General features: G+C 58.2%; 24 protein-coding genes. 13 read left to right on the forward strand and 11 right to left on the reverse strand.

What is annotated here, in order from left to right:
* Positions 1 to 14: 14 nt before the first annotated feature.
* The 3 genes from TM5383_RS08365 to katG all read right to left on the reverse strand — a co-directional run bounded on the left by TM5383_RS08365 (position 15) and on the right by katG (position 3262).
* Positions 15 to 347, reverse strand: coding sequence for a hypothetical protein (locus TM5383_RS08365; RefSeq protein WP_058318586.1), 333 nt, complete (start codon positions 345 to 347; stop codon positions 15 to 17).
* On the reverse strand, positions 344 to 862 hold the full coding sequence (locus tag TM5383_RS08370; RefSeq protein ID WP_231725083.1) for a hypothetical protein: 519 nt from the start codon (positions 860 to 862) through the stop codon (positions 344 to 346). Before TM5383_RS08370 ends, TM5383_RS08365 begins: the two co-directional genes overlap by 4 nt.
* Positions 863 to 1075: 213 nt before the next feature.
* On the reverse strand, positions 1076 to 3262 hold the full coding sequence (katG, locus tag TM5383_RS08375; protein ID WP_058318587.1) for a catalase/peroxidase HPI: 2187 nt from the start codon (positions 3260 to 3262) through the stop codon (positions 1076 to 1078).
* Positions 3263 to 3417: 155 nt separating this feature from the next.
* Here katG and TM5383_RS08380 point away from each other — a divergent pair, with 155 nt between their 5' ends.
* Complete coding sequence (locus tag TM5383_RS08380) at positions 3418 to 4323, forward strand: hydrogen peroxide-inducible genes activator (protein WP_058318588.1); 906 nt, start codon at positions 3418 to 3420, stop codon at positions 4321 to 4323.
* A gap of 5 nt (positions 4324 to 4328) precedes the next feature.
* Here the strand turns inward: TM5383_RS08380 and ocd are convergent, their stop codons facing one another.
* On the reverse strand, positions 4329 to 5372 hold the full coding sequence (gene ocd, locus TM5383_RS08385; protein ID WP_058318589.1) for an ornithine cyclodeaminase: 1044 nt from the start codon (positions 5370 to 5372) through the stop codon (positions 4329 to 4331).
* 25 nt (positions 5373 to 5397) lie between these two features.
* On the reverse strand, positions 5398 to 6342 hold the full coding sequence (gene rocF / locus TM5383_RS08390) for an arginase (protein ID WP_058318590.1): 945 nt from the start codon (positions 6340 to 6342) through the stop codon (positions 5398 to 5400).
* A 162-nt stretch (positions 6343 to 6504) separates the two neighbouring features.
* On the opposite strand from rocF, the gene TM5383_RS08395 reads away from it, so the two are divergent.
* The 4 genes from TM5383_RS08395 to rpsD all read left to right on the forward strand — a co-directional run bounded on the left by TM5383_RS08395 (position 6505) and on the right by rpsD (position 10166).
* Positions 6505 to 6933 (forward strand): Lrp/AsnC family transcriptional regulator, encoded by a 429-nt coding sequence (locus tag TM5383_RS08395; RefSeq protein WP_058318591.1) that lies wholly within the window; start codon positions 6505 to 6507, stop codon positions 6931 to 6933.
* A gap of 210 nt (positions 6934 to 7143) precedes the next feature.
* A complete protein-coding gene (locus TM5383_RS08400; RefSeq protein WP_058318592.1) occupies positions 7144 to 8061 on the forward strand; it encodes a lipid A-modifier LpxR family protein in 918 nt (305 codons plus the stop codon).
* A gap of 201 nt (positions 8062 to 8262) precedes the next feature.
* On the forward strand, positions 8263 to 9327 hold the full coding sequence (locus tag TM5383_RS08405; RefSeq protein ID WP_058318593.1) for a Hint domain-containing protein: 1065 nt from the start codon (positions 8263 to 8265) through the stop codon (positions 9325 to 9327).
* 218 nt (positions 9328 to 9545) lie between these two features.
* The gene (gene rpsD, locus TM5383_RS08410; protein ID WP_058245355.1) at positions 9546 to 10166 is read left to right on the forward strand and encodes a 30S ribosomal protein S4; all 621 of its coding nucleotides are present in this window, start codon (positions 9546 to 9548) and stop codon (positions 10164 to 10166) included.
* Positions 10167 to 10310: 144 nt separating this feature from the next.
* Here the strand turns inward: rpsD and TM5383_RS08415 are convergent, their stop codons facing one another.
* Positions 10311 to 10760 carry an Lrp/AsnC family transcriptional regulator gene (locus TM5383_RS08415; protein WP_058318594.1) on the reverse strand — a complete coding sequence of 150 codons (450 nt, stop codon included), beginning with the start codon at positions 10758 to 10760 and terminating at the stop codon, positions 10311 to 10313.
* A 118-nt stretch (positions 10761 to 10878) separates the two neighbouring features.
* Here TM5383_RS08415 and TM5383_RS08420 point away from each other — a divergent pair, with 118 nt between their 5' ends.
* The 4 genes from TM5383_RS08420 (at position 10879) to TM5383_RS08435 (ending at position 15210) form a co-directional block, all read left to right on the forward strand.
* Positions 10879 to 12309, forward strand: a complete 1431-nt coding sequence (locus tag TM5383_RS08420; protein WP_058318595.1) for an aminotransferase class V-fold PLP-dependent enzyme — start codon at positions 10879 to 10881, stop codon at positions 12307 to 12309.
* 63 nt (positions 12310 to 12372) lie between these two features.
* Entirely contained in the window at positions 12373 to 13470 is a 1098-nt protein-coding gene (gene hisC, locus TM5383_RS08425) for a histidinol-phosphate transaminase (RefSeq protein WP_058318596.1), read from the forward strand.
* Positions 13467 to 14381 (forward strand): prephenate/arogenate dehydrogenase family protein, encoded by a 915-nt coding sequence (locus TM5383_RS08430; protein ID WP_058318597.1) that lies wholly within the window; start codon positions 13467 to 13469, stop codon positions 14379 to 14381. The genes hisC and TM5383_RS08430 overlap by 4 nt, the downstream gene beginning before the upstream one ends.
* 355 nt (positions 14382 to 14736) lie before the next feature.
* The gene (locus tag TM5383_RS08435) at positions 14737 to 15210 is read left to right on the forward strand and encodes an extensin-like domain-containing protein (protein ID WP_076400251.1); all 474 of its coding nucleotides are present in this window, start codon (positions 14737 to 14739) and stop codon (positions 15208 to 15210) included.
* 26 nt (positions 15211 to 15236) lie between these two features.
* Here the strand turns inward: TM5383_RS08435 and TM5383_RS08440 are convergent, their stop codons facing one another.
* Positions 15237 to 16229, reverse strand: coding sequence for a DUF2125 domain-containing protein (locus TM5383_RS08440; RefSeq protein ID WP_058318599.1), 993 nt, complete (start codon positions 16227 to 16229; stop codon positions 15237 to 15239).
* A 91-nt stretch (positions 16230 to 16320) separates the two neighbouring features.
* Here TM5383_RS08440 and TM5383_RS08445 point away from each other — a divergent pair, with 91 nt between their 5' ends.
* From TM5383_RS08445 to TM5383_RS08455, 3 genes are all read left to right on the forward strand, one after another.
* Entirely contained in the window at positions 16321 to 16851 is a 531-nt protein-coding gene (locus tag TM5383_RS08445; RefSeq protein ID WP_058318600.1) for a gamma-glutamylcyclotransferase, read from the forward strand.
* A gap of 67 nt (positions 16852 to 16918) precedes the next feature.
* The gene (locus TM5383_RS08450; protein WP_058318601.1) at positions 16919 to 18121 is read left to right on the forward strand and encodes a hypothetical protein; all 1203 of its coding nucleotides are present in this window, start codon (positions 16919 to 16921) and stop codon (positions 18119 to 18121) included.
* Between the two features lie 2 nt (positions 18122 to 18123).
* The gene (locus tag TM5383_RS08455) at positions 18124 to 19851 is read left to right on the forward strand and encodes a peptidoglycan -binding protein (RefSeq protein WP_058318602.1); all 1728 of its coding nucleotides are present in this window, start codon (positions 18124 to 18126) and stop codon (positions 19849 to 19851) included.
* Positions 19852 to 19858: 7 nt separating this feature from the next.
* Here the strand turns inward: TM5383_RS08455 and TM5383_RS08460 are convergent, their stop codons facing one another.
* From TM5383_RS08460 to TM5383_RS08475, 4 genes are all read right to left on the reverse strand, one after another.
* Entirely contained in the window at positions 19859 to 20854 is a 996-nt protein-coding gene (locus TM5383_RS08460; RefSeq protein ID WP_058318603.1) for a M23 family metallopeptidase, read from the reverse strand.
* A 17-nt stretch (positions 20855 to 20871) separates the two neighbouring features.
* On the reverse strand, positions 20872 to 21645 hold the full coding sequence (gene yaaA, locus TM5383_RS08465) for a peroxide stress protein YaaA (RefSeq protein ID WP_058318604.1): 774 nt from the start codon (positions 21643 to 21645) through the stop codon (positions 20872 to 20874).
* 30 nt (positions 21646 to 21675) lie between these two features.
* Positions 21676 to 23715, reverse strand: coding sequence for a DNA helicase RecQ (gene recQ, locus TM5383_RS08470; RefSeq protein WP_058318605.1), 2040 nt, complete (start codon positions 23713 to 23715; stop codon positions 21676 to 21678).
* A gap of 101 nt (positions 23716 to 23816) precedes the next feature.
* Complete coding sequence (locus TM5383_RS08475; protein WP_058318606.1) at positions 23817 to 24104, reverse strand: YggT family protein; 288 nt, start codon at positions 24102 to 24104, stop codon at positions 23817 to 23819.
* A gap of 149 nt (positions 24105 to 24253) precedes the next feature.
* On the opposite strand from TM5383_RS08475, the gene TM5383_RS08480 reads away from it, so the two are divergent.
* A complete protein-coding gene (locus TM5383_RS08480) occupies positions 24254 to 24787 on the forward strand; it encodes an acyl-CoA thioesterase (protein ID WP_058318607.1) in 534 nt (177 codons plus the stop codon).
* Positions 24788 to 24813 lie beyond the last annotated feature (26 nt).

Raw genomic sequence — 24813 nt, forward strand, 5'->3', positions numbered from 1 at the left:
TGCAGGCGTGATGGTTAGGGCTTGCCGGACCAATCGAATGTTTCCGCAGGTGTCGATCCGGCACATGCGGTTTCGACCTGTTTGCGCATGGACTCCAGCCGCGATTGATGTGGGCTGCGCAGAAGTATTCTTAGTTGTTGGCGCGCGCGCCATGCCTCGATCGTACCGAATTCAGTCTCAGCATAAAAATGCGATGGATCGTGGGACAGAACCTGCGTCTGCGCAGACAGTGCCTGTGTGATCGCCTGGAACCGCCCTGCTTGTCCCGCACCGTTCAGCTGGCCATGCAGTTGCAGAACCGCAGGGCGGATGCGGCGGTGGGGATGAAACGCTACTGTCGGATTCATGCAGCCCCCTGCACCAGCGTCAGGCGCGGTTTTTCAACGCGGGGCGCCGCTTGCACGCCCGCGGCGGGGAAACGGGCGGCGAATTTTAGGCCTTCGCGCACCAGATGGGGGTCCATGTATCCGTTGGTCAGACGTTCCACCGCATCGCGGGCGTTGGGCGTGTTATCGCGGCGCATATAGTGCAGCATCCACAGACAGGTTTCTTCATCCGCTGTGACGCGACCACGTTGGTCGATGTTCAGCGGATCAATGACGCACAGATCGTTTCGGCAGTCACGCAGGCTGCGTAGCAGGGCCTGCAAACGATGGCAGGTGGCAAGCCCTACGGTTTCGCCCCAGCGTTCCACCGCGATGGTTTGCGCGCGAACCCACGCCTGGCTATCGGGGTTTGCAAAGGTGGTCAGCAGGTGCCGTATCACAGGCAGCAGCCCCAGCTCAAAGGCGTCAAAACCGCATAGGTCAACGCGGCGGGTGGTTGGCGTATTATTGGGGACATCGGTTAGGGGCGCGGTCATCTTCAAAGGGTCCTTATTGAAATGCGTTTCAGGAACCTGGCTGGGTGGTCTTGGGGGCCACGATGACTCGGCTGCATATATATCTGATAAAAACACTCGGAAAAATCAAGTCTGATTTTAATGTCGGGTAATCGGGTAATGATGTGGTGATCCTAACAAAAAGGGCGCGCCTGAGTGAGGCGCGCCCTTTCGTGATGTATTGATCGGATCGCGTTATGAAGCCACGTCGAACCGGTCTGCCATCATCACCTTGGTCCAGGCTTTGCCAAAGTCGGCGACAAAGCGGCCAGCGGCATCGTCTTGTGCGTAGGCTTCGGCAATAGCCCGCAGCTGCGAGTTGGAGCCGAACACCAGATCAACCGTGGTGGCGGTGTGTTTGATCTTGCCAGTGTTGCGGTCACGACCTTCCAGATGGCCATCATCGGTTTTGTTCCACGCGGTCGACATGTCCAGCACATTTCGGAAGAAGTCATTGCTGAGGATGCCCGGCTGATCGGTGAATACCCCGTGCTGGCTGCCGCCATGGTTGGCACCCAGAACCCGCAGGCCCGCGACCAGCACCGACATTTCTGGCGCGCTAAGGCCAAGGAGTTGCGCCTTATCGATCAGCATCGCCGCCGGATTGGCATAGGTGCCGCGGGTGTAGTTGCGGAAACCGTCAGCCTCAGGTTCCAAGACGTCAAAGCTGTCTACGTCAGTCTGTTCCTGTGTGGCGTCGCCACGACCGGGGGTGAAGGGCAGGGACAGATCATGACCAGCGGCTTTCGCAGCGGCCTCAACCCCAGCGTTGCCAGCCAGAACGATCAGGTCTGCGATGCTGATCGGCTTGGCAAAGCCTGCGCGGATACCTTCCAGCACATCCAGCACACGGGACAGGTTGTCAGGTTCGTTTACCGCCCAGTCCTTTTGCGGTGCAAGACGGACACGGGCGCCATTGGCCCCGCCGCGCTTGTCCGATCCACGGAAGGTCGAGGCAGAGGCCCAAGCGGTTTTCACCAGATCTTCGACACTCAGCCCAGAGGCAATTACCTGCTCTTTCAGGGCAGCAACGTCGGCGTCCGACACGTCGGTTTCCGATGCGGGGATCGGATCCTGCCAGATCAGCTCTTCCGCCGGAACCTCGTTGCCCAAATAGCGGACACGGGGGCCCATGTCGCGGTGGGTCAGTTTGAACCAAGCACGGGCAAAGACGTCCGCAAATTCGTCCGGGTTTTCGTGGAAGCGACGCGAAATCGGTTCATAGATCGGGTCGAATTTCAGCGACATATCGGCGGTGGTCATCATCGGGGCGTGTTTGATCGACGGATCATGCGCGTCCACAACCATATGTTCCGGCGCGACATCTTTGGCGACCCACTGTTTCGCACCGGCGGGGCTGGTGGTCAGTTCCCAGTCATAGCCAAACAGCACGTCAAAATAACCGTTGTCCCACTGCGTCGGGTTCGGTTTCCACGCGCCTTCGATGCCGGAGGTGGTGGTGTGGATGCCCTTGCCGCTTTCGAAATCGTTGATCCAGCCAAATCCCATTGCCTCCACCGGAGCGGCCTCAGGTTCGGGGCCAACCAGTGACGGGTCACCTGCGCCGTGCGCTTTACCAAAGGTGTGGCCGCCTGCGATCAGGGCAACGGTTTCTTCGTCGTTCATCGCCATGCGGGCAAAGGTTTCGCGCACATCAAGACCAGAGGCGACGGGATCAGGATTGCCGTCGGGGCCTTCGGGGTTCACGTAGATCAGGCCCATCTGCACAGCCGCCAGCGGGTTGTCGAGGTCGCGTTCACCAGAATAACGGCTGTTCTCTTTGTCAGAGGTCGCCAGCCATTCGGTTTCTGCACCCCAATAGATGTCTTCTTCGGGCGCCCAGATGTCTTCACGACCTCCAGCAAAGCCGAAGGTTTTGAACCCCATGGATTCCAGCGCTACGTTGCCGGTCAGGATGAACAGGTCCGCCCAGCTGAGGGCATTGCCGTATTTCTGTTTGATCGGCCACAGCAGGCGGCGTGCTTTATCAAGGTTGCCGTTGTCGGGCCAAGAGTTCAGCGGCGCAAAGCGCTGGTTGCCGGTTGATGCGCCACCGCGACCATCGGCGGTACGGTAGGTGCCAGCTGCGTGCCAGGCCATACGCACGAACAATCCACCGTAGTGGCCGTAGTCTGCAGGCCACCAGTCCTGACTGTCGGTCATCAGCGTGGTGAGGTCATCTTTGACTGCTTGCAGGTCCAGCGCTTTGAACGCTGCAGCATAATCGAAATCTGCAGCCATAGGGCTGGTTTCAGCGCCATGCTGGTGCAGGATGGAAAGGTTCAGCTGGTTCGGCCACCAATCGGCGTTCGAGCGGGTGGAATGGCTGGCGGCGCCGTGCATGACGGGGCAGCCGCTAGGTTTGATGTTGTCGCCGTCCATTTGGAAACTCCCTTGCTGGTAATTCGAATCTTGTCTGGCAGGTGGGACCTGCGGCAGGGCCCCCGTAAGGGCCCGTACCAATCTTGCGTTTACGTTAGCGGCAAACATTGATTTAAAAAAATTGCATTTTCTGATTGCAGCGATAATAAAAACCTATGAACAATATTACCCTCCGCCAGCTCCGCTATTTTGAGGCCGTCGCGCGCCTATCTCATTTCGGTCAGGCTGCTGAGGCATGCGCCGTGTCGCAGCCTGCTTTGTCTGTTCAGATCAAAGAGTTGGAGGAAACGATCGGTGCCAAACTGTTTGAGCGTGGTGCCCGTCAGGTGCGCTTGACTCGCATGGGCGAAGAGTTCGCAGGTCGGGTGCAACATATCCTGCGATCAGTGGATGAGTTGGGGGATTTGGCGCGGGCGGGCCGAGATCGTTTGGTGGGGCGTCTTCGAATCGGGGTGATCCCGACAATCGCCCCCTATCTATTGCCAAGCGTTGTGGAGGTGTTGGCGCGCGATCATCCTGATATCGATCTGCGTTTACGGGAAACCATCACCCCACGCCTGATCGACGAACTGAAAGAGGGGTCACTAGATATTGCAATCGTGGCGTTGCCCATTTCAGAACCCGCATTCAAAGAAGTGCCGTTGTTTGAAGAGGAATTTGTCCTGGTGCGCCCGCAACGTGATGCCGACCAGCCGGTGCCGGGGCCTGACCGCCTACGCGAAATGCGGCTGTTGTTGTTGGAAGAAGGGCATTGCTTTCGCGATCAGGCGCTATCGTTCTGCGCGATCAATCGCAGTGCGCCGCGTGAATTGTTGGACGGCAGTTCTTTGTCGACATTGGTACAGATGGTCGGCGCAGGTATTGGTGTGACGTTGATACCGGATATGGCGGTTGCGGTCGAAACGCGGTCTGCCAATGTGGCGGTCGCTCATTTCCCAGATCCAGCGCCGAAGCGGCAGATCGGGATGGTCTGGCGCAAATCCAACCCGTTGACCAAAGAATTGGAACAGGTGGCCGCCGCAGTTCAACGCGCTGCGACGGCATTGGGGCTTGGGGTGTGACGGGGTCAGCCCGCGCGCTGTAGCATGCCGAACAGGTCGCGTGGATCGTCGGGATCCGCGAGCATATCCAGCATGTCGAAGAATTCGGTTCCTTTGACCTTTTCCGCGATGTAGCGCAGGGCGCTGAAGTCTTCGATGGCGAAGCCGACGCTGTCAAACAGGGTGATCTGACGTGGGTCGCGGCGACCTTCGGCTTGGCCCCGCATCACCTGCCAAAGCTCGGTCACTGGATGGTCTGCGTCGAGGGCTTGAATTTCGCCTTCGATGCGGGTTTGCGGTGGGTATTCCACAAAGATGTCTGACCGCAGCAGGATATCGCGGTGCAGTTCTGTTTTGCCGGGGCAATCGCCACCGATGGCGTTGATGTGGACGCCAGCGCCAACCATGTTGTCGGTCAGGATGGTGGCATATTGTTTGTCTGCGGTGCAGGTGGTGATCACCTCGGCACCTTCAATCGCCTCTTCGCCGGTTTTGCAGGCCACGACGGTCAGGCCTGTGCCAGCAAGATTGCGTGCGGCTTTGGCGGTTGCGGCAGGGTCGATGTCATAAAGGCGCACGGTGGTGATGCCGCAGATCGCCTTGAACGCCAGCGCCTGAAATTCGCACTGTGCGCCGTTTCCGATCATCGCCATGGTCTTGGCACCCTTGGGGGCCAAATACTTTGCTACCAATGCTGAGGTCGCGGCGGTGCGCAGCGCGGTTAGCACGGTCATTTCCGACAGCAGGATCGGGTAGCCGTTGGCGACCGACGATAGCACACCAAAGGCGGTGACGGTCTGATAGCCCTCTTTCATGTTCTTGGGGTGGCCGTTTACGTATTTGAAGCCGTAGTTTTCAGCATCGGCAGTCGGCATCAATTCGATCACGCCGTCGGTCGAGTGGCTGGCCACCCGCGGGGTTTTGTCAAATTCGGGCCAGCGTTTGAAATCGGCCTCGATATAGCTGGCCAATTCACGCAGCACGGTTTCCGCGCCCATCGCGTTCACAAGCCGCATCATGTTTTCAACGGATACAAATGGCACAAGGGCCTTGTCAGAGGGAGGTGTCATGTCTTGCACTCCTAATATTGAGGGCTCAGGCGTAGCTGCGGGTCATGCGATCCAGCACGCTGCGGCCAAACAGGCTGGCGGTTAGATCGGTCATTAGTTTGGCGGTGCGGCCGCGTTCATCCAGAAAGGGGTTCAGTTCCACCAGATCGAGGGACGTCACCAAATCGCTGTCATGCAGCATTTCCATGATCAGGTGCGCTTCGCGGAATGTGGCGCCACCGGGGACTGTTGTGCCAACTGCAGGCGCGATGGACGGGTCGAGGAAATCAACATCTAGGCTAACGTGTAGCATTCCATTGGCGGCCTGCACCCGATCAAGAAAGGCGCTGAGGGGGCGTACAATGCCATGTTCGTCGATTGCGCGCATGTCGTGGACGGTCAGCCCCAGATCGTTGATCCGCTGGCGTTCTGCGGGATCAACAGACCGGATGCCCATCATGCAGATATTGCGCGGATCTACCGGTGCGCTCAGGGGCGGGAACTGATCAAACCCTGGTTGGCCAGTGTAGTAGGCCACCGGTGTGCCGTGCAAGTTGCCGGACGTTGTGCTGTCCAGAGTGTGCAGATCAGGGTGCGCGTCCAACCACAGAATGAACAGGGGTCGACCTTGCTCTGCGGCATGTTTTGCAACGCCACTGACTGTGCCTGCGGCCATTGAATGGTCGCCACCAATGAAAATCGGTCGATCACAGGTGCGCGCTGCGTCATATGCGGCCGCCGCCAGTAGGCGGGTCCATTCGATCATCTCGGCCAGATTTTTCAATGCCGGGTTCGCGTGCGCTACAGGTTTAATCTGGGGAAGCGTCACGTCACCAAGATCTTCGACGTGCCAGCCAAGTTCTGTCAGAACGTCGGGCAGGCCGGCCGTACGAAAAGCGGCAGGTCCCATAAGGCAGCCGGGTTGGGCGGCGCCGGTTTGAACCGGGGCGCCGATAATCTGGCATCGGGGGGCAGTATCGCGCGGGGTCATTGTCTATCCTGTGCAAAGTGGTCCTTTAGGGTGCGGGGTTAATCCTGCTAGGTCACCTGCAAAAATGATCAAATTGACCAAATGACTTTTCTAATTGTCATTCTTTTCGGCGTTTTGATAAGGTCAAGCCTTCACCTTGATGAGTTTGACAGGAGTTTGACGATGAGCGCGCTTTCCAGAACCGATCGAAAATTGATTGCGGCCCTGCGTGACAATGCGCGGGCTTCGGTGACTGAACTGGCACATATCGCCGGGGTGTCGCGCACCACTGTGAAGACCCGGCTTGATGCGCTGGTGGCTGAGGGACGGATCACCCGTTTTACCATCGAAACCGACAGCGATCATCATGAACAGGTGCGTGCGATTACCATGGTTGAATTGCAGGGGTCTATGTCACGCACAGTGATCCGTACCCTGCGGGCGATCCCTGAGGTGACGATGATTTATTCCACGAATGGTGCTTGGGATCTGGTGGTCGAAATTCGGGCGGAAACTCTGCCGCAATTCGATCGCGTGCTGCGCGACATCCGAGAGGTCAAGGGCGTGACCAATTCCGAATCGAGTTTGCTTTTGTCCAACGTAACCGTCTGATCATGGCCCAAGCAGCCCCGCCCATATGCGGCAATTGCCTCTTTTTTAGGCCAGTGCCTGTTCGTTGCACGGCCTAAGTGGTCAGGCAACATGTGCATAAGGGCAACGCCTCTGCTCTCTTATGGGTAAACTTGCGAATTTCGCTGGTTCCCTCGCAAGGGGTCGTCTAATCAACAGATAACGCTGGGGGGCGTAAGGAAAGGTGATCGGATGATCCGCGCTATTGGTCTTGTTGCCCTCGGGGTGTCGCTTGTTGCCAGCCAGTCTGTGGCTGAGGGCATGCAGCGTATCGGCTATGGCCGCATGATCCAGAACGACTTTATCGGTGACACGCAGGATCGTTGGCGGACTGGGTCTGTTGCGTCCAGCCGTGTCTGGGGACGTTCCGCATGGGGGGGCGCTTTGCCGTCCAATCCCGGTGATGTCCTGGAATTCCGTATCAACGCTGAAATCATTGCTCCGGATAATCTGGAAACACCGGCGGCCGGTGATCGTCCTTATGCGGGCAGCCTGTCGTTTGGTTTGCACACCCACTACGAACGCAGCGCAATTGAATATTCGCTGGGTCTCGACATGGTGCTGACTGGTGACAACACGTTGCTTGATCAGTTTCAGGGGGCTTTCCACGATCTGCTGGGGGTGCAGAAAGCATCAGATGCTGTTTTGGATGCGCAGATTGACAACGCTGTCCATCCGACTGCGGTGCTGGAAATGGGGCATAGCGTGCAATTGGGCGACGGTATATCGATCCGCCCGTTTGTCGAAGCGCGTGCTGGCGTGGAAACCATGCTGCGCGCAGGTGCTGATCTGACCATTGGTGGCGTCGGGCGCGGTGAACTCTTGGTGCGTGATCCGGTCAGTGGTCAGCGCTATCGTACCGTTCAGAACAAGGTGCCGGGTTATAGCGTTGTCTTGGGCGGCGACATTGCCCGCGTTCACGATTCGGCTTATCTGCCCGAATCGTCCGGTGTGACGCACACTGATACCCGTAGTCGCCTACGGGCGGGTCTGCATTGGCAGGGTGAAAAGAGCAGCGTGTTCTATGGTGTCAGCTGGTTGGGCGAAGAATTCGAAGGCCAGCAAGAAGGACAGGTTGTGGGCTCTTTGCGGTTGAACCTAGATTTCTAAGCGTTTTACGCAAAATCTGCTCGTTTGATAGGCGCGTTGCTCAGGGGGTGCGCGCCTTACGTGTATCGTGTTGCAGGTCGGCCAGAATACCTCCGAAATGATGTGTCAAAATACCGACGGGGCTAGGCGTTTTGACAATTTTCTGCTATCTCTAGTGAAACAAACAAAAAAACAAAAATACCTAGTAGGCAGGACACGAGCATGGGGACGGGCTTTTACGGCACGTTCGTCATTTCCTGGTCACAGACGCAAGTAGACGGCATTCCTGCCGCACCCTTGTATGCATTGGACGTTGGGGCCTCTTGGTCCTGGAGCGGGGATGCGGTGCGGGTTGATGGCCCTCAGGAGCTGTTGCGTTTGGGGCAGGCTGATGGCGAGGCGAATCTCCGCAAGAGTGCGGCACGTATGGTGCGGCGACTCGTTGGTGCGGCGCGGCAAAAACGGACAGACCTCGATCGGATCGAGGTTGACGAAACTTTGACAGACAGCAGCATCGTGGTGACAGACGGCACCGCGACTTACACGCTCACTGTGATCGAAGTGGGGCAGGGCGCGCAGCCGTTGTTGATGTTCCTCGGCAATCTGCCGCCCAAGGGGCGTGAGTTGTGGGTGGTGCATCACACGCTTGATGCGATGCAGGACAATCACATCACTGACAGCAGCGGTGGGGTTATTTGCTTTACCCCCGGTACGCGGATCGAAACGCCGCAAGGCGCCCGTCTGGTGCAGGAACTGCGCGAAGGTGACAAGGTGCAGACCAAGGATAACGGCACACAGGAAATCCTGTGGATCGGATCGCGTCGTATGACGGGCGCGCGTCTATTTGCAATGCCGAAGCTGCGCCCGATCCGTATCAATGCCGGTGCGCTAGGCGTGCATCGTCCTGATCAGGAACTGCTGGTGTCACCCAGCCATCGCATGTTGGTGCGTGGTGCTGTGGCGCGGGCCCTGTTCAATACGCCTGAAGTGTTGGTCGCCGCCAGCGATCTGGTGGACAACAAACAGGTGCGCATAGACACGCAGGTGCGTGAAGTGACCTATATCCACTTGCTGCTGTCAGATCATCAGATCCTCTGGGCCAATGGTGTGGAAACCGAAAGCTTCCATCCCTCCAGCGCGGCGCTGTCGACGTTGGATGACACTGACCGGATGCGTCTGTTGGCGCAGTACCCTGAAATTGAGGCCGATCCGCAGAGTTATGGGGGCTATGCCCGCCGCAATCTGTCAAAATCCGAGGCCGCGATTCTGATGCACGAAGCGGCCTGATAGGGCCGTTTCGATAAAACTGTGCTGAGCCGGTGAAAAACGTCAGTTTTACAGGCGTTTTCCGCCCTCAGCGCGTTGACTCTGCCAAACATCACAGTATAAGCGCCACTTCATTGGTGTTGGTGGCCCCCGCAAGGGGATTCCTGTCATGTCGCAAGACAAGAGGACAACGCCCTTCATAGCTGCCCCCGGGCAGCGCCCTAAGAAGGAGATCAGCCGTGACTAAACGTACGTCTGCCAAGTATAAAATTGACCGCCGCATGGGCGAAAACATCTGGGGTCGCCCCAAGTCGCCGGTAAACCGTCGTGAATACGGCCCCGGCCAGCACGGCCAGCGCCGCAAGGGCAAACTGTCCGACTTCGGTATCCAGCTGCGCGCCAAGCAGAAGCTGAAAGGCTACTACGGCGACCTGACCGAAAAACAGTTCCGTCGCATCTACGGCGAAGCCGAGCGTGTAAAAGGCGATACCGGTGAAAACCTGATCGGTCTGCTGGAGCGTCGTCTGGACGCCGTTGTATACCGCGCCAAATTCGTTCCGACCGTGTTTGCCGCACGTCAGTTCGTAAACCACGGCCACGTTCTGGTGAACGGCAAGCGCGTGAACATCCCCTCCTACCGCGTCAAAGAAGGCGACGTGATCGAGGTTCGTGATCGTTCCAAGCAAATGGTTGCTCTGCTGGAAGCTGTTGCTCTGCCCGAGCGTGATGTTCCTGACTACATCGAAGCAGACCACTCGAAAATGACCGCAACCTTCGTACGCACCCCCGGCCTGTCCGACGTGCCGTACCCGGTTGTTATGGAACCGAACTTGGTGGTTGAATTCTACGCGAAGAACTAATCTTCGCCGCACCACTTCGGAAGTTTTTGGAAAACCCGCCCATTGTGGCGGGTTTTTCTTTTGCCCTGATGCGGGAAAGGGGGCGCTGCCCCGTTGGCCTACGGCCAATTCACCCGGGATATTTTCGGAACAGAGAAAGTGTGGTCAGAGCGGTAAGGGGCGGCCTTCGGCGATGGCCTCCATGGCGAAGTAGGAAGTGACAGAGTCCAGATCGACACCTTCGATCAGGCGACGATAAACAGCGTCGTAGCTGGCCATATCCTCGGTCACCACTTTCAACTGATAGTCATAATCGCCACTGATCCGGTGGAAATCGACGACTTCCGGGATGGTCAGCACATGGCGGCGAAACTCATCCAGCCATTTGGCCGAATGGTGTCGCGTACGCAGCAGTACAAAGACAACCAGATCCAGCCCTAGTTTCTGCCGGTCAATCCGCGCGGTGGATCCTTGTAGTACTCCGTTGTCACTCAGTGCCTTTAGGCGTCGCCAACAGGCGTTCTGGGACAGGCCGACGCGGTCAGCCAATTCGCGTTGCGACAGCGATCCGTCCTTTTGCAGTGCGGCAAGGAGTTGTTTGTCAATTTGATCCATGATTGTCGCCTATGTGGGTCAATTGATAGAATATTGATGCATAAGTCGAAAAGAAAGGGTGAAAAATCTCACGCTGCATCGTTCAGATTGGGCGGGCGAACAATAAAGGCCCTCACTCATGTCTCTGTCCCATTTCCGTCAACTGATCACCGCCGCAAAAACCGATGGCAGCCTGTTTGACAGCGTTATTGGCGAAGGGGTGAAAATCCCCGGTCTCTATGGTCCGGTTGAATTGACCTATGCAGATTATGTCGCCTCAGGGCGGGCATTGCGGCAGGTCGAGGAGTTTGTGCAGACGCAGGTTCTACCATTTTATGCCAACAGCCACACCGAAAGTTCCTTTACCGGTGCGCATATGACTGCCCTGCGCAACGCCGCGCGCTCAGAGATCGGACGCCTGTGCGGGACTGGACCGGATCACGCAGTGGTGTTTGCCGGTTCTGGTGCGACGGCGGGTATCAACCGTCTGGTTAGCCTGTTTGGTGTCGAAAAGGCGCAGGATCCGGTGATTTTGATCGGCCCTTACGAACATCACTCCAATATTTTGCCTTGGCGCGAAACCAAAGCACGCTTGATCGAAGTTGACGAAGCCCCAGAAGGTGGTCCCTGCATGACGCAGCTGACAGCCATTTTGCAAGAAAACAGCGATAGCGATCTGATTATCGGCAGCTTCTCTGCCGCGTCTAACGTCACGGGGATTGTGACGGATACTGACGCAGTGACCCGCTTGTTGAAGGCGCATGGCGCACTGGCGGTCTGGGATTATGCTGGTGGCGGCCCCTATTTGCCGATTGACATGGCCGCAGGGACTGATGCGCAAAAGGACGCGGTCGTGGTCAGTCCACACAAATTCCCCGGCGGCCCCGGTGCATCCGGCGTATTGATCGTCAACCGCGCGGCTGTTGTCGCAGATCGGCCTAGCTGGCCGGGGGGTGGGACGGTGACCTATGTGTCCAGCGTCGCGCACGACTACATCAACAACCTGGAAGCCCGTGAAGAGGCAGGAACGCCCAACATCATCGGTGACATTCGCGCCGCACTTGCCTTTATGGTGAAAGACGTGATCGGCACGGATGAAATCGCAGCCCGTGAAGCACGTTATGCCGCGATGGGGCTGGATGGGTGGCAGGATAATGAACAGATCCAACTCTTGGGGCGGCAGGTGCCGCATCGTTTGCCGATCTTTTCCTTTCTGGTGCGAGATGGGGCAGGGCAGGTTGTTAGCCCGTTGTTGATTACCATGATGCTCAGCGACATTTATGGCGTACAGGTGCGCGGCGGCTGTTCATGCGCGGGGCCATATGGTCATAGACTGCTGGGTATCAGCGAGGAGTTATCCCACCAGATGCGCGATAGCATTCGCGCGGGCATCACAGTGCAAAAGCCGGGTTGGGTGCGGCTGAACTTCTCTTACATGATGAATGAGATAACGGTTGAACGTATCATTGCGGCGGTAAATGACCTGACGCAGACGCTGGATCAGCACATGGCGCATTATGTGATTGATGCACAAACGGGACAGCCGACACGGGTTCAGCACGCCGCGTGATCTTGTCGCTTTTCCTCTGCACAGGGGGCGGGTATTAGGGGGGCAGTCAAGGAGCCCTGAATAATGACCAAGATCACGCCTCAACCCGGCATCATGGAAATCGCCCTCTACCAAGGTGGTGCGGCGCATGTTGATGGTGTCACCGACGTGGTAAAGCTCAGCTCAAACGAAAACCCGTTTGGGCCCAGCCCCAAAGTGGCCGACGCGCTGCGGATTGCGGGGGTGGATCTGCATCGTTATCCGGGCACTGATCACGCGGGGCTGCGTCGGGCGATTGCGGATGTGCATGGTTTGGATGCGGACAACATCATCTGCGGTGTTGGATCCGATGAGGTGTTGCAGTTCATCGCACAGTCCTTTGCCGGACCAGGGGATGAGGTGATTTATACCGAACACGGGTTTTCGATGTATCCCATTTTGGCGCACGCCGTTGGTGCAACGCCGGTGAAGGTGGATGAAACCGACCGCACCGTGGATGTGGACAAGATCTTGGCCGCCTGCACCGATAAAACGCGGATCGTGTTTATCGCCAACCCTGCGAACCCCACGGGCACCATGATCCCGATGGAGGATTGCAAGCGTTTGGCCGAAGGTCTGCCAGCCAAGGCAATTTTGGTTCTGGATGGTGCCTATGCTGAATTTGTTGATGACTATGACGGCGGGGCCGGCATGGTCGAAAGTCGTGACAACGTGATCATGACGCGCACTTTCTCCAAGATCTACGGTCTGGGTGGTTTGCGCGTAGGGTGGGGCTATGCACCCAAGGAAATTATCGACGTGCTGAACCGTGTGCGTCAGCCGTTTAATCTGAACAATCTGCAGCTTCAGGCGGCAGAGGCGGCGTTGCGTGATCGCGCTTATCTGGACAAGTGCCGTACTGAGAATGCACGTATGCGCGCTTGGTTGATTGAGGCGCTGGCAGGACATGGTGTCGACTGTGACCCATCCTACACCAACTTTATCCTGGCACGATTTCAGGACGCGGCCGAGGCAAATGCGGCCGATGCGCATCTGAAATCGCAGGGTCTGATCGTGCGCAAAGTTGCAGGATATGGCCTGCCGAACGCGCTGCGGATCACTGTTGGTGATGAACCGTCCTGCCGTCGTGTGGCACATGCGATTGGCCAGTTTATCACCCAACACCGGGAGGGTGCGGCGTGAGTGTCGTTTACAACCGCGTTGCGCTGATTGGCCTGGGGTTGATCGCTTCGTCGATGTATTGGGCGATCAAGCGCGCAGGCGTCGCGGTAGAGGTGACAGGCTACGCCCGATCTGAACAAACCCGCGAAACTGCTCGTCGTATCGGGTTGTGTGATGTGGTTTGCGACAGCGCGGTTGAGGCCGTGAAGGACGCCGATCTGGTTGTCCTGTGTGTGCCGGTTGGTGTCATGGGGGCGGTTGCGGCCGATATTGCCCCACATCTGAAAGATGGATGCACCGTTAGCGATGTTGGGTCGGTCAAGAAATCGGTGATCGAGGCAATCGCGCCGCATCTGCCCGAAGGTGTGCATTTTGTGCCTGCGCACCCGATGGCAGGCACCGAGCATTCCGGCCCTGAATCCGGTTTCGACACGCTGTTTGACAACCGCTGGTGTCTGATCGTGCCCAATGGTGCGGATGAGGCGGCGACTGAGCGATTGGAAACCTTCTGGCAGGCGTTGGGTGCCAATTGCGAACGTATGGACGTGGAACACCACGATCAGGTTTGTGCCGTGGTCAGCCACATTCCGCACCTTATTGCCTACACTATGGTGGGTGTTGCCGACGACCTGCGCCGCGTTTCTGAGCGCGAGGTGATCAAGTTTTCGGCCGCCGGTTTCCGTGATTTTACCCGTATTGCCGCGTCCGATCCGACCATGTGGCGCGATGTGTTTCTGACCAACAAAGAGGCGACCCTGGAGATCCTCGGCCGTTTCACCGAAGAGCTGTTCGCCTTGCAGCGGTCCATCCGCACAGGGGATGGCGATCAATTGTTTGACTATTTCACCCGAACCCGCGCCATTCGCCGCGGTATTATCGAGGCGGGCCAAGATACCGAGGCACCAGACTTCGGGCGCGGCAAGCCCCAGTGATGCGGGCTGTGACCGCGATCTTCGCTGGGCTTTGGCTTGCGCTGGGCGGTGTGGGCACCGTGTCGGCAGATCCTCTAGGCCGCAGTTTGCGTCCAATTGAACGACCGCAGATATCTTCTTCTGTTGTTGTTCAAAACGCTGCGCGGTTGGTGTCACCGGATCTGGGACAGGCGATTTTGCGCGATGTAGCGGCCCGCGTGCAGGTGGCGCGTGTTTCAGATGGTCTGGGGCGTAGTTTGCGCCCTATGGGCGTCCGGACAGTCGTCCTTCTACTTTGGCCAATAAGGCCAGTCGCCAGCCAAAGCGGGGGTCTGTCTGTGGGGATCGCAGTCTGCGTGGCGAAGAGGTGGGCCGAGTGCCCGGCAAGTTGCGTGGGTGCGGCGTCAAAAATGCCATTCGCCTACGTGAAGTTGCGGGTGTGACCCTTAGTCAGCCATCGGTGATGGAATGCGGCACGGCCAAGGCCTTAAAAAAATGGGTGGAAAACGGACTGAAACCTGCCGTTGGCCGCACCGGTGGGGGCGTGTCGTCGTTGACGATTTACGGACATTACGTGTGCCGTACCCGCAATCATCGCAAAGGCGCCAAAATCTCGGAACATGGAAAGGGTAAGGCGATCGATATCGGCGCGATCAAGCTGCAAAACGGTCAATCCCTCAGCGTTCTGAAGGATTGGAATAAACGGCGCGAAGGTCGCATTCTGAAGAAGGCCCATCGCGCGGCCTGTGGTCCTTTTGGGACCGTTCTGGGGCCGGATGCGGATAAGTACCACAAGGACCATTTCCATTTTGACACCGCCCGCCACCGCAGCGGATCCTATTGTCGATAACGGGTTATGGGGGCGTCCTGCGGGATTTACCGCAGTGTGAAATTTGGCGCTGGACCAAGGGGAAGAGGTCCGAAGTAAAGGGTTTCACCGGCGAAGGTCAGCGGTAGGTCCAACGTATTTGGGTTCCCTGACAATCCAGCCACCATTTCCAATCCACCGCTTAGGGTTTGTGCCCAGTCAGGGGTGAGCGCGCCCGCAGCAACCGCCATTTGCACGATTTCGCGCCAGTTGCGTGCTTTGACCACCAACTTGCCCGTTGCCCAGCCCTGCGCGTCAATATCCAGATCCCCAGCCAGCGCCAGCTCCAACTCGCCCCATTTGGCTTCGGCCAGATGCAGGTCCAATGCGGTTGGTTGTGGGCGTCCCTGTTCCAGTGCGTGACGATCCCACGGGGCGTCAAATGTCATGCTCAGATCCGCACTGAACGCCGACAGGGTGCGGGGCAGGCGGCCTGTGGTGTCGACCAGTGTGCGGAATGCTTTGGCTGGAGCCAGATCGTCCGCGCCAAGGGCGAACCGATAATGGTTTTCACCCTCGGTCATCAGGGCCGCGCGAAAGGCGGTCATGGTGGTGCCATCGCCGGATGGGCCAATGATCTGCAACCGGTCGGCAGCCAAATTGGCCCGTTCCAGCGTCACATCAGTGCCTGCGGTGACAACCGATGCCTGCATCCGTTCACTGCTCACGTCATAGGTGGCAAAAGGCGTGGCCAGCTGTTGTTCGTGGGGCCATGTGGCAATCACGTGGTTGGGTTTATAGGACAGGGCAAAAACCTGGAAAAACGGTGCCTGCCAGGCCCAGCCGGTGGCTGGATCCGCCAGCATCAGATCGCTGATTGTCAGATCAAACCGGTTGGGAAAGCCCGCGACTTTGATGTCGGTGGTTTCTGCTACCCAACCATCCGTGCGTCGGTCATCAAACCAGTTTTCAACGCCATTGCGCACCTCATGAGAGCCGATGAACCAATAGGTCGACCAGAACAGCGCAGCAACAATAATGACAACCAGCAGACGTTTCACAGGATAGTGCCTTTCCTCTGGGCAATGGGTGGTGTTTAGAGGAAGCAATAACGCTGCCCCGTGCAGCCGCCAAGCGGAAAGGATCAGAGGCATGACGATGTGGGTGTTCGGATACGGATCACTCTTGTGGAATCCGGGCTTCTCTCCGGCTGAGCAGGCGCTTGCGACCTTGCCTGATTACCATCGCAGTTTCTGTATGAGCTCTATCCACCACCGAGGTACGGTTGAAAAACCGGGGCTCGTTCTGGCGCTCGATGAACTTTCTGGGGCTGCTTGTCACGGGCTCGCCCTGTCGGTGCGCGATGGCGAAGAGGATGAGGTGCTGGCCTATCTGCGTGAACGTGAGCTTGTCAGTTCCGCCTATCTGGAAAAGGTGCTGGAGGTGCAGCTGCGCGATGGCCGCCGGGTAGAGGCGGTGACATATGTGATCGACCCGCATCACGACCAATATTGCGGCGGGATGGAGTTGGAAAAGCAGGCGGCTATTATTGCTCATGCCGTTGGTGGGCGCGGGCCGAACCCTGAATATCTGTTCAACACTGCCGCGCATCTGCACGAGTTGGGCATTCAGGATGCAGAACTGGATTGGTTGACCGAACGTGTGCGTGAACTGACAGCATAAACGCTTGGCTTAACAGCGGCTTCGCCGTAGAGTTTTTGTCAACAACAACAAGTCGGGATCTGGCCATATGGTACAGTCAGACCAAGAGGTCGCGCCGCAGTTTTCCCCCCCATTTCGTCAGATCCTGTCGATGGTTCTGGTGCTTGGCCTATCGGCCTTTGTGGTGTTTCTGGCGCTGCCCAGCATTTTGCCTGTGTTTGAGGCAAATCCGTACCTGAACGGTTTTATCCTGTTTGTATTTGGCATCGGTGTCCTGGCCTGTTTTTGGCAGGTGGCGCAGCTGTTTAACTCTGTCCGCTGGATCGAAGCGTTTGTCTCTGGTCGGGACGAGATGGAGCATCGCCGCGCGCCACGTCTGCTGGCGCCTTTGGCATCGCTATTGCGTCGCCATTCTGCGCGGATGGAAATCCCGACATCCTCAACCAGTTCTATCCTTGATTCCGTGGCGACCCGGATTGATGAAGCGCGGGAAATTACCCGATATATCGTCAATCTGCTGATTTTCCTCGGCCTTTTAGGAACCTTCTACGGGCTTGCCACCACCGTGCCCGCATTGGTCGACACGATCCGCAGCCTTGCGCCGTCCGACAATGAAAGTGGTGTTGAGGTGTTTGGCCGCTTGATGAGTGGTCTGGATCAGCAGTTGTCGGGCATGGGTGTGGCGTTTGGCTCGTCATTGCTGGGTTTGGCCGGTTCGTTGGTCGTGGGCTTGCTGGAATTGTTTGCCGGCCATGGCCAAAACCGTTTCTACCGCGAATTGGAGGAATGGCTGTCCACCATCACCCGCGTCAGCTTTTCCAGCGGGGAGGGCGACGCGTCCGGTGAATATGGCGCTGCCGTACAGATCCTTGATCATATGCAGGACCAAATGGGTCAGATGCGCCAGATGTTTGAACAATCCGAAGCAGGGCGCGCACATGTGGATCAGCAGCTTGGCGCGCTGGCGGTTTCGTTGGAGAGATTGACCGATCGCTTGGCGGATGACCGGTCTGTAAATTCTGCTCTTGAGCGCTTGGCAGACAGTCAGGAGCGTATGGTTGCAGCCCTGACAGATGGCGGCGGTGAAGGTATGGATGCCGAAAGCCGGATGCGCCTGCGGTCCATTGATGTGCAGCTGTTGCGCATTCTGGAAGAGATCAGCGCCGGTCGTCAGGAAACGATGGCAGAATTGCGCATGGATATTGCTTCGTTGACCCGGTTGATCGCCCAGGGCCGTATCGCAGAACATAGTCAGCCCATCCTGCGCAGCACGCGAGATCCGGAGGGTTAATCATGGCCCTGTCGCGGCGCACCGGACAACGCTTTCAAAACTCGATCTGGCCCGGTTTCGTGGATGCAATGACCGGGTTGCTGTTGGTTTTGATGTTTGTTCTCACCATTTTTATGGTGGTGCAGTTTGTCCTACGTGAAACCATCACCGGTCAGCGCGCAGAGCTGGACACACTGTCGTTGGAAATTTCCGCCCTTGCAGAAGCGTTGGGACTGGAACAGCGAAAGACCGCGGAGCTTACGGCACAGGTTGGTGCGCTGGATGCAACGCTGGCTGTTGCCCGTTCAACTGCTGCAGCACAAGAAGCGTTGATTGCGTCTTTGAACAACGAGCTGGCCAATGCGCAGGGGCAGATCAGCGATTTTGAGGCACAGGTCGCCGCACTCTTGGCCACGCAGGCCAGCAATCAGGCATCAATTGCTGCGTTGGAAGGAGAGCGCGCTGAGCTTTTGTCCCAGCAAGAGGCATTGAACCTTGCTCTTGCCCAAGCCCGCAGTGAGATAGACGCCGAAGCGGAGGCCGCGCGCCTCGCTGCGGCTCAGGCCGAAGCGCTGGAGGCGCTGGTCGCAGAGCTGAACGCAGAAAAAGCCGCGCTGCTGAACGAACAGACCGAACTGAATGACGCATTGAGCGAAGCAGAACGCGCCCGTCTGGCCGAAGCCGCTGCTGCCGATTCGCTGCGTGCCCGTCTGGAAAATGCTGACGCGGAACTGACGGCCATGACATTGGCGCTGGAAGAGCGGCGTAAAGAGGCTGAAGAAACGCTAACACTTTTGGCAGCTGCCGAAGCTGCACAGGGGGAATTGGCGGAAAAACTGACCGCTGCTCTTGCCGCGCAAGAAGCGAAAACACAAAACGAAGCCGAAGCCCAAGAAGCTTTGGCTGCAGCCCTTGCTGCCCGCCTGGCAGCAGAGGCAGAAGCTGCCGCGCAGTTGACAGAGGCTGAACGCCAGCAGGCCCTATTGGCGACGGCACAAGCGCGGCTGCAGGAACAAGAGGCGCTGGCATCCGAGGCGCAGAAACAGCAGGCGTTGCTTAATCAGCAATTGGCCGCTTTGCGCACTCAGCTATCTAGCTTGCAGGCGATCATCGATGATTTTCAGGAACGAGATGCTGCGGCCAAGGTGCAACTGGAAACGCTGGGGTCGAACCTGAATGCCGCCCTGGCCCGTGCCGCATCCGAAGAGCGCAAGCGCCGCCAGCTGGAAGAGGCAGAGCGCCTGCGCCTGGAGGCAGAGAAGGCGCGGCTAGAAGCAGAGAACCTGGACCTCGAAAACTATCGTTCCGATTTCTTCGGCCGTTTGCGTGAATTGCTGGGCACGCAGGAAGGTGTGCGAATCGTCGGTGACCGGTTTGTCTTTTCCTCAGAGGTGTTGTTTGCCTCGGGGCGGGCGGATCTCTCGGATGAGGGAACCCGCGAAATTGCCAAAGTGGCCGCAATTCTGCGCAGTGTCATTGATGATATTCCCGCAGAAATAGACTGGATTATCCGCGTTGATGGTCACACCGATGATCAGCCGCTGGGGGCAGGGGCGCCTTTTGCCGATAACTGGGAATTGAGCCAGGCCCGTGCATTGTCGGTGGTGCGGTTCATGGTGGAACGTCTGGGCATTCCGCCGACACGCGTCAGTGCCAATGGATTTGGTGAGTTTCAGCCGGTTAACCCAGCGGATACGCCCATCGCTCGTGCGCAGAACCGCCGGATTGAATTGAAACTGACCGAACGCTAAACGCGCTTTAGCGCAGCTCAATCACCGAATGGCGGGTGTCTATAACACGGCCATCCCGGATCAGATCCACCGCGGCATGGTAGCGTCCGGCGGGCCAGCCCGTTGTAGGGCGTTTGCGACCAATGGCGCGAAAGAAAATGGATTGTGATTTTTGCAACAGGATTCGTTTGTTCACAACCGTTGGGCCTGCATTCCCCTGACCCAATTCTGGCCCCTGAATGCGCAGATGCATAACATCACCCTGACGGCTGCCGTAGGCGTAGGCCCATGTGACCAATGCGGGCGATGTGGTGACCACCTCTTCATGCGCCTGCCCTGCCTTCACCGCGTCATAACTGGGCACGGCCTCCGCAAACCCCAGGTCAATGATCCCGGCAGGCGTATACGCTGGCGGATCCTGCCAGAGGGGATCATTGACTTCTGCATCCGCGTTGCATTGATCACTGTGCGGCTGAAAGGGATCGGTGACCTGCCCCTGATGGCGGATCGACAGATGCAGATGTGGGAACTGTGTTTTGCCAGATAGCCCGACCTGTCCGAGGACCGCATTGGCCCCCACACGCTGGCCTTCGATCACGGCGATGCTGCCCTGTTTCAAATGGCAATACTGGCTGACCCAGCCGCCGCCATGATCAATCGCCACGCCGTTGCCGCATTCACGGCCCTGCACTTCGGTCGAGGTTTCGGCGTTGTAATATTCATCCGCCATACCGTCGCGTATGCCGCGCACTACGCCGGGGGCGGCGGCAAGCACGTTTACCCCAGCCTCCATCTGATCAAGTGAGATCAGCGCAAAGTCCGTCCCTTTGTGCCCATCGTAACTCAGCGCCCCACAGCCGAAATCGCGCACAGCGGGGCCACTATCACGATCCACGTAATACTGGATGTAGCAATCCATCCCTAGGGTGCAATCAATCGGCTGTACCATCACCGGATCCGCCACAGCGGGGAGCGTAGGCAGCAGCAGGGCAAAACTGAGGGCAATGCGGGACCGTATGGACATGGCTGACCTCCGCAGGATCAAGCGGCAGCCTGCGCGGCCTCTGACCGTAGGAAGACCCAATTGTTGCCCTCGGTCATCGCGGGTTGGAACTGATAGCCGCCGGTGTCGAAATCCTTGATCCCTTCGGGATCCACCAGACGGTTCTGGATGATAAACCGCGCCATCGCGCCGCGTGCCCGTTTGGCGTAGAAGCTGACGATTTTCGGCACGCCTGCTTTCTCTTCCATGAAGACCGGTGTGATCACCTGCGGTTTCAGCGTCTTGAGGTCTACGGCGCCGAAATATTCCTGACTTGCGCAGTTGATCAGCGTGTCGGTGCCCAGTGCCGCCGCCTCTTCATTCAGGGCCTCGGCAATGTCGCTGCCCCAATATTCGTACAGGTTCTTGCCACGCGGGTTTTTCAGGCGGCTGCCCATTTCCAGACGATACGGCTCAATCGCATCCAAGGGACGCAGCAACCCATAAAGGCCAGACAGAATGCGGAAGTGGTCCTGAGCCCATGTCATTTCATCAGGGTCGAGCGTGGACGCCTCCAGCCCCTGATAGGTATCGCCCGCAAAGGCCAGCGCAGCGGCCTTTGTTTCCTGCGACCCGTAGTTGGCAAAGCGATCGGCGTTCAGCTTGCCCAGGGATTCCGAGATTTTCATCAGCTTCATCAGATCCGCTACCGACAGATCGCGCGCCACACCCGCCAGTTCCGCCGCGCGATCTGGGAACCGCATGCTTGTGGTTTCCACACCCTCCACCGGGGTCATGTCCATTTTCTTGGCGGGGGAAACGGTGATCAGCATGGCGACTCCTAGAAACTGTTTAGAATAATTCTAACTTACCTCGTGCAGCACGTCCAGAAAGGCCGCGCCAAATCTTTCTGCGCGTTTGTCGCCCAGCAGGCGTTCCATCGCGCTGGCATCCTGCGGGCGCATCTGCGCCACTTTCGCAAGCATGGAGGCCGAGCAGCTCAGCGGTTTGTCGAGGCCATCCGCCCCCCGCGCCAGATCTGCCTGTACCTCCAATAACCGATCATAGAGCGATCCGGCGGCGCGACCAGCCAGCTTGCGCCGTTGGGGGTGCACATCCTCTGTCGCGCCGGTGATGATGGCCAGAAAATCAGCGCCGTAGCGTTCCAGCTTCTTGGCGCCGACACCGTTGATGCGGGCCATGCCGTCCAGATTGGTGGGCCGGGTTTCCGCCATTTCAATCAGCGTGCGGTCGTTAAAGATCACATAGGGCGGCACATTGCCCGCCTCTGCCAGCGCGCGCCGTTTGGCCTTCAGCGCGGACAGTAGCGGCGCGTCTTCTTCGCTGACCAGCGCCTTTACAGCGGGGCGGCGTTTGGCCGATGTGATGCTGTCCTTGCGCAGCATGATCTTTTCCTGATCGCGCAGGATCGGCAGGGCGGTGTCAGTCATCCGCAGGGCACCGTGGCGTTCGGGATCGGGGCGGATCAGATCATGCCCCATCATTTGCCGGAAAATCGCCTGCCACTGGGGACGGGTATAAGCCTTGCCCACGCCGAAAGTGGGCAGTTGATCATGACCACGGGCAGAAATCCGGTCATTGGTGTTGCCCAACAGGATTTCGATCAGATGACCGGATCCATACCATTCCTCGGTCCGCAGGATCGCCGATAGGGCCATGCGCACCGGTTGGGTGCCGTCAAACACCTCGGGCGGGGTGTCGCACAGGTCACACTTGCCGCATGTCACCTCATCCTCGCCGAAATAGCCCAGCAGGGTTTTGCGGCGACATTCCAACGCCTCTGCCAATCCCAGCAGGGAGTTCAGCCGCGCATGATCCGCCATCCGGCGTTCGGGGGGCGCAAGGCCTTCGTCAATCTGGTTGCGGCGCAGGCGGATGTCGTCGGGACCAAACAGCGTCAGGGTTTCGGCGGGGCCGCCATCACGGCCCGCACGACCGATTTCCTGATAATAGGCCTCGATCGATTTGGGCAGGTCCGCATGGGCAACCCAGCGGATGTCGGGTTTATCGACGCCCATGCCAAAGGCGACGGTGGCGACGACGATCAGCCCGTCCTCTTTTTGAAAACGAACCTCGGTGATGCGGCGATCTTCGGCATCCATGCCGCCGTGATAATGCGCAGCAGCATGGCCGTTTTCGCGCAGCGCGGCGGCCAGTTTTTCGGTTTTTGAACGGGTGCCGCAATAGACGATGCCCGACTGTCCCTTGCGCGCGGCGGCGAAGTTCAGGATCTGCGTGCGCGGGTTGTTCTTGGCGGCAAAGGCTAGATGGATATTGGGCCGGTCAAAGCCACGCAGGAAGGTGGCGGGCTGTTCATCGTCAAACAGGCGGTTGACAATTTCCGCCTGCGTTTCGGCGTCCGCCGTCGCGGTAAAGGCCGCCAGCGGCACGCCCAAGGCGCGGCGCAATTCACCGATGCGCAGGTAATCAGGGCGGAAGTCATGGCCCCACTGGCTGACGCAATGCGCCTCATCCACTGCGATCAGATTGACGTTGATCCGCCGCAGCATGCCCAAGGCCGATCCCGCGCTAAGACGTTCGGGTGCGATGTAGAGGAGTTTCAGCCGCCCCTCTTCCAGTGCGTCCCAGACGGCATCGGTTTCCTCTTGTGTGTTACCAGAGGTCAGCGCGCCCGCTTCAATCCCTGCCTCACGCAACCCGCGCACCTGATCACGCATCAGCGCGATGAGCGGCGATATCACCACCGTAACACCCTCGCGCATCAGCGCAGGCAATTGGAAACACAGGGATTTACCGCCACCCGTGGGCATGATCGCCAGGGTGTTCTGGCCATTGGCCACAGCTTCGACTACCTCTTCCTGCCCGGGGCGGAAGGCGTCAAAGCCAAAATATTCGCTCAGAAGCGTGGCAGCGCTTGGCATGGGATCCTGCAACAGTGTCTATATCTGCTCTTGCAGGTGTTTTCCCATACCACGGCTAGGGGGACAAGTGCGGATGCCCGCACTGGTCCAATTGGCGCAGCTTAGTAGAAGGCCGAGATGTTGTTCATCAGGATGATGCGTACCGCGTAAATGCCCACCAGCACCACCAGCGGCGCCAGATCAATCCCGCTCATCGGGGGCAGGACACGGCGCACGGGGCCATAGATCGGTTCCAGAATGCGGTTCAGCATGTACCAGATCTGCCCCACCAACTGTTGGCGCACATTCAGCACCTGAAAGTTGATCAGCCAGGACATGATCACATGGGCGATCAAGAAGAACCACAGGATATCAAGCACCAACAACAGGATCTGGATCAGGGACAGCATAAATGGACCTCAAAGTAGACGTATGCCCAACAGGTAAGCCCGCAAGCGCCCCGAAGCAAGGGCTTGCCTTGACTTGACGCTCGGTTGCGCTTGACCTTCGGGTGGATCGGGTCAACTCAGCGGTTCGTAAACCCGCAGGAGAGCCCGCCATGTATCCTTATTTGCGCATGATGAAAGAAATCATCAAAAACCGCAAAGCACCGCCTTTGGCCTTTGATGAGGTGCATGTATCCCATCATCGGGTGTGGCTGTCCGACATCGACCAATTCATCGAATTGAACAATGGCCGTACCCTGATGCTGTACGATCTGGGGCGCGTTCCGATGGGTTTGCGTGTCGGTTTGTCCGGCGCGATGCGCGCCAATTGCTGGGGCATGGCCGTTGCTGGTGCCTGTGTGCGCTACCGTCGTCGCCTACGTCCGTTTGAAAAGTTTGAGATGCGCACCCGTGGCCTCGGTTGGGATGAGCGGTTTTTCTACATCGATCAGCAGATCTGGAAACAGGACGGCGAATGCGCCAACCACGCGGTATTCCGCACGGCTGTCACGGATCGCAACGGAATTGTACCCACAGCCAAAGTGATCGCTGCAATTGATTCGAACGCCGAAAACAAACCTTTGCCTGACTGGGTGCAGGACTGGCTGGAAGCCGAGGATAACCGCCCCTGGCCGCCGCAGCGCTAAGGGCGCGATCCACCACAAAGCGCGCT

This window comes from Thalassovita mediterranea (genome assembly GCF_001458435.1).
Lineage (GTDB): Bacteria > Pseudomonadota > Alphaproteobacteria > Rhodobacterales > Rhodobacteraceae > Thalassobius > Thalassobius mediterraneus.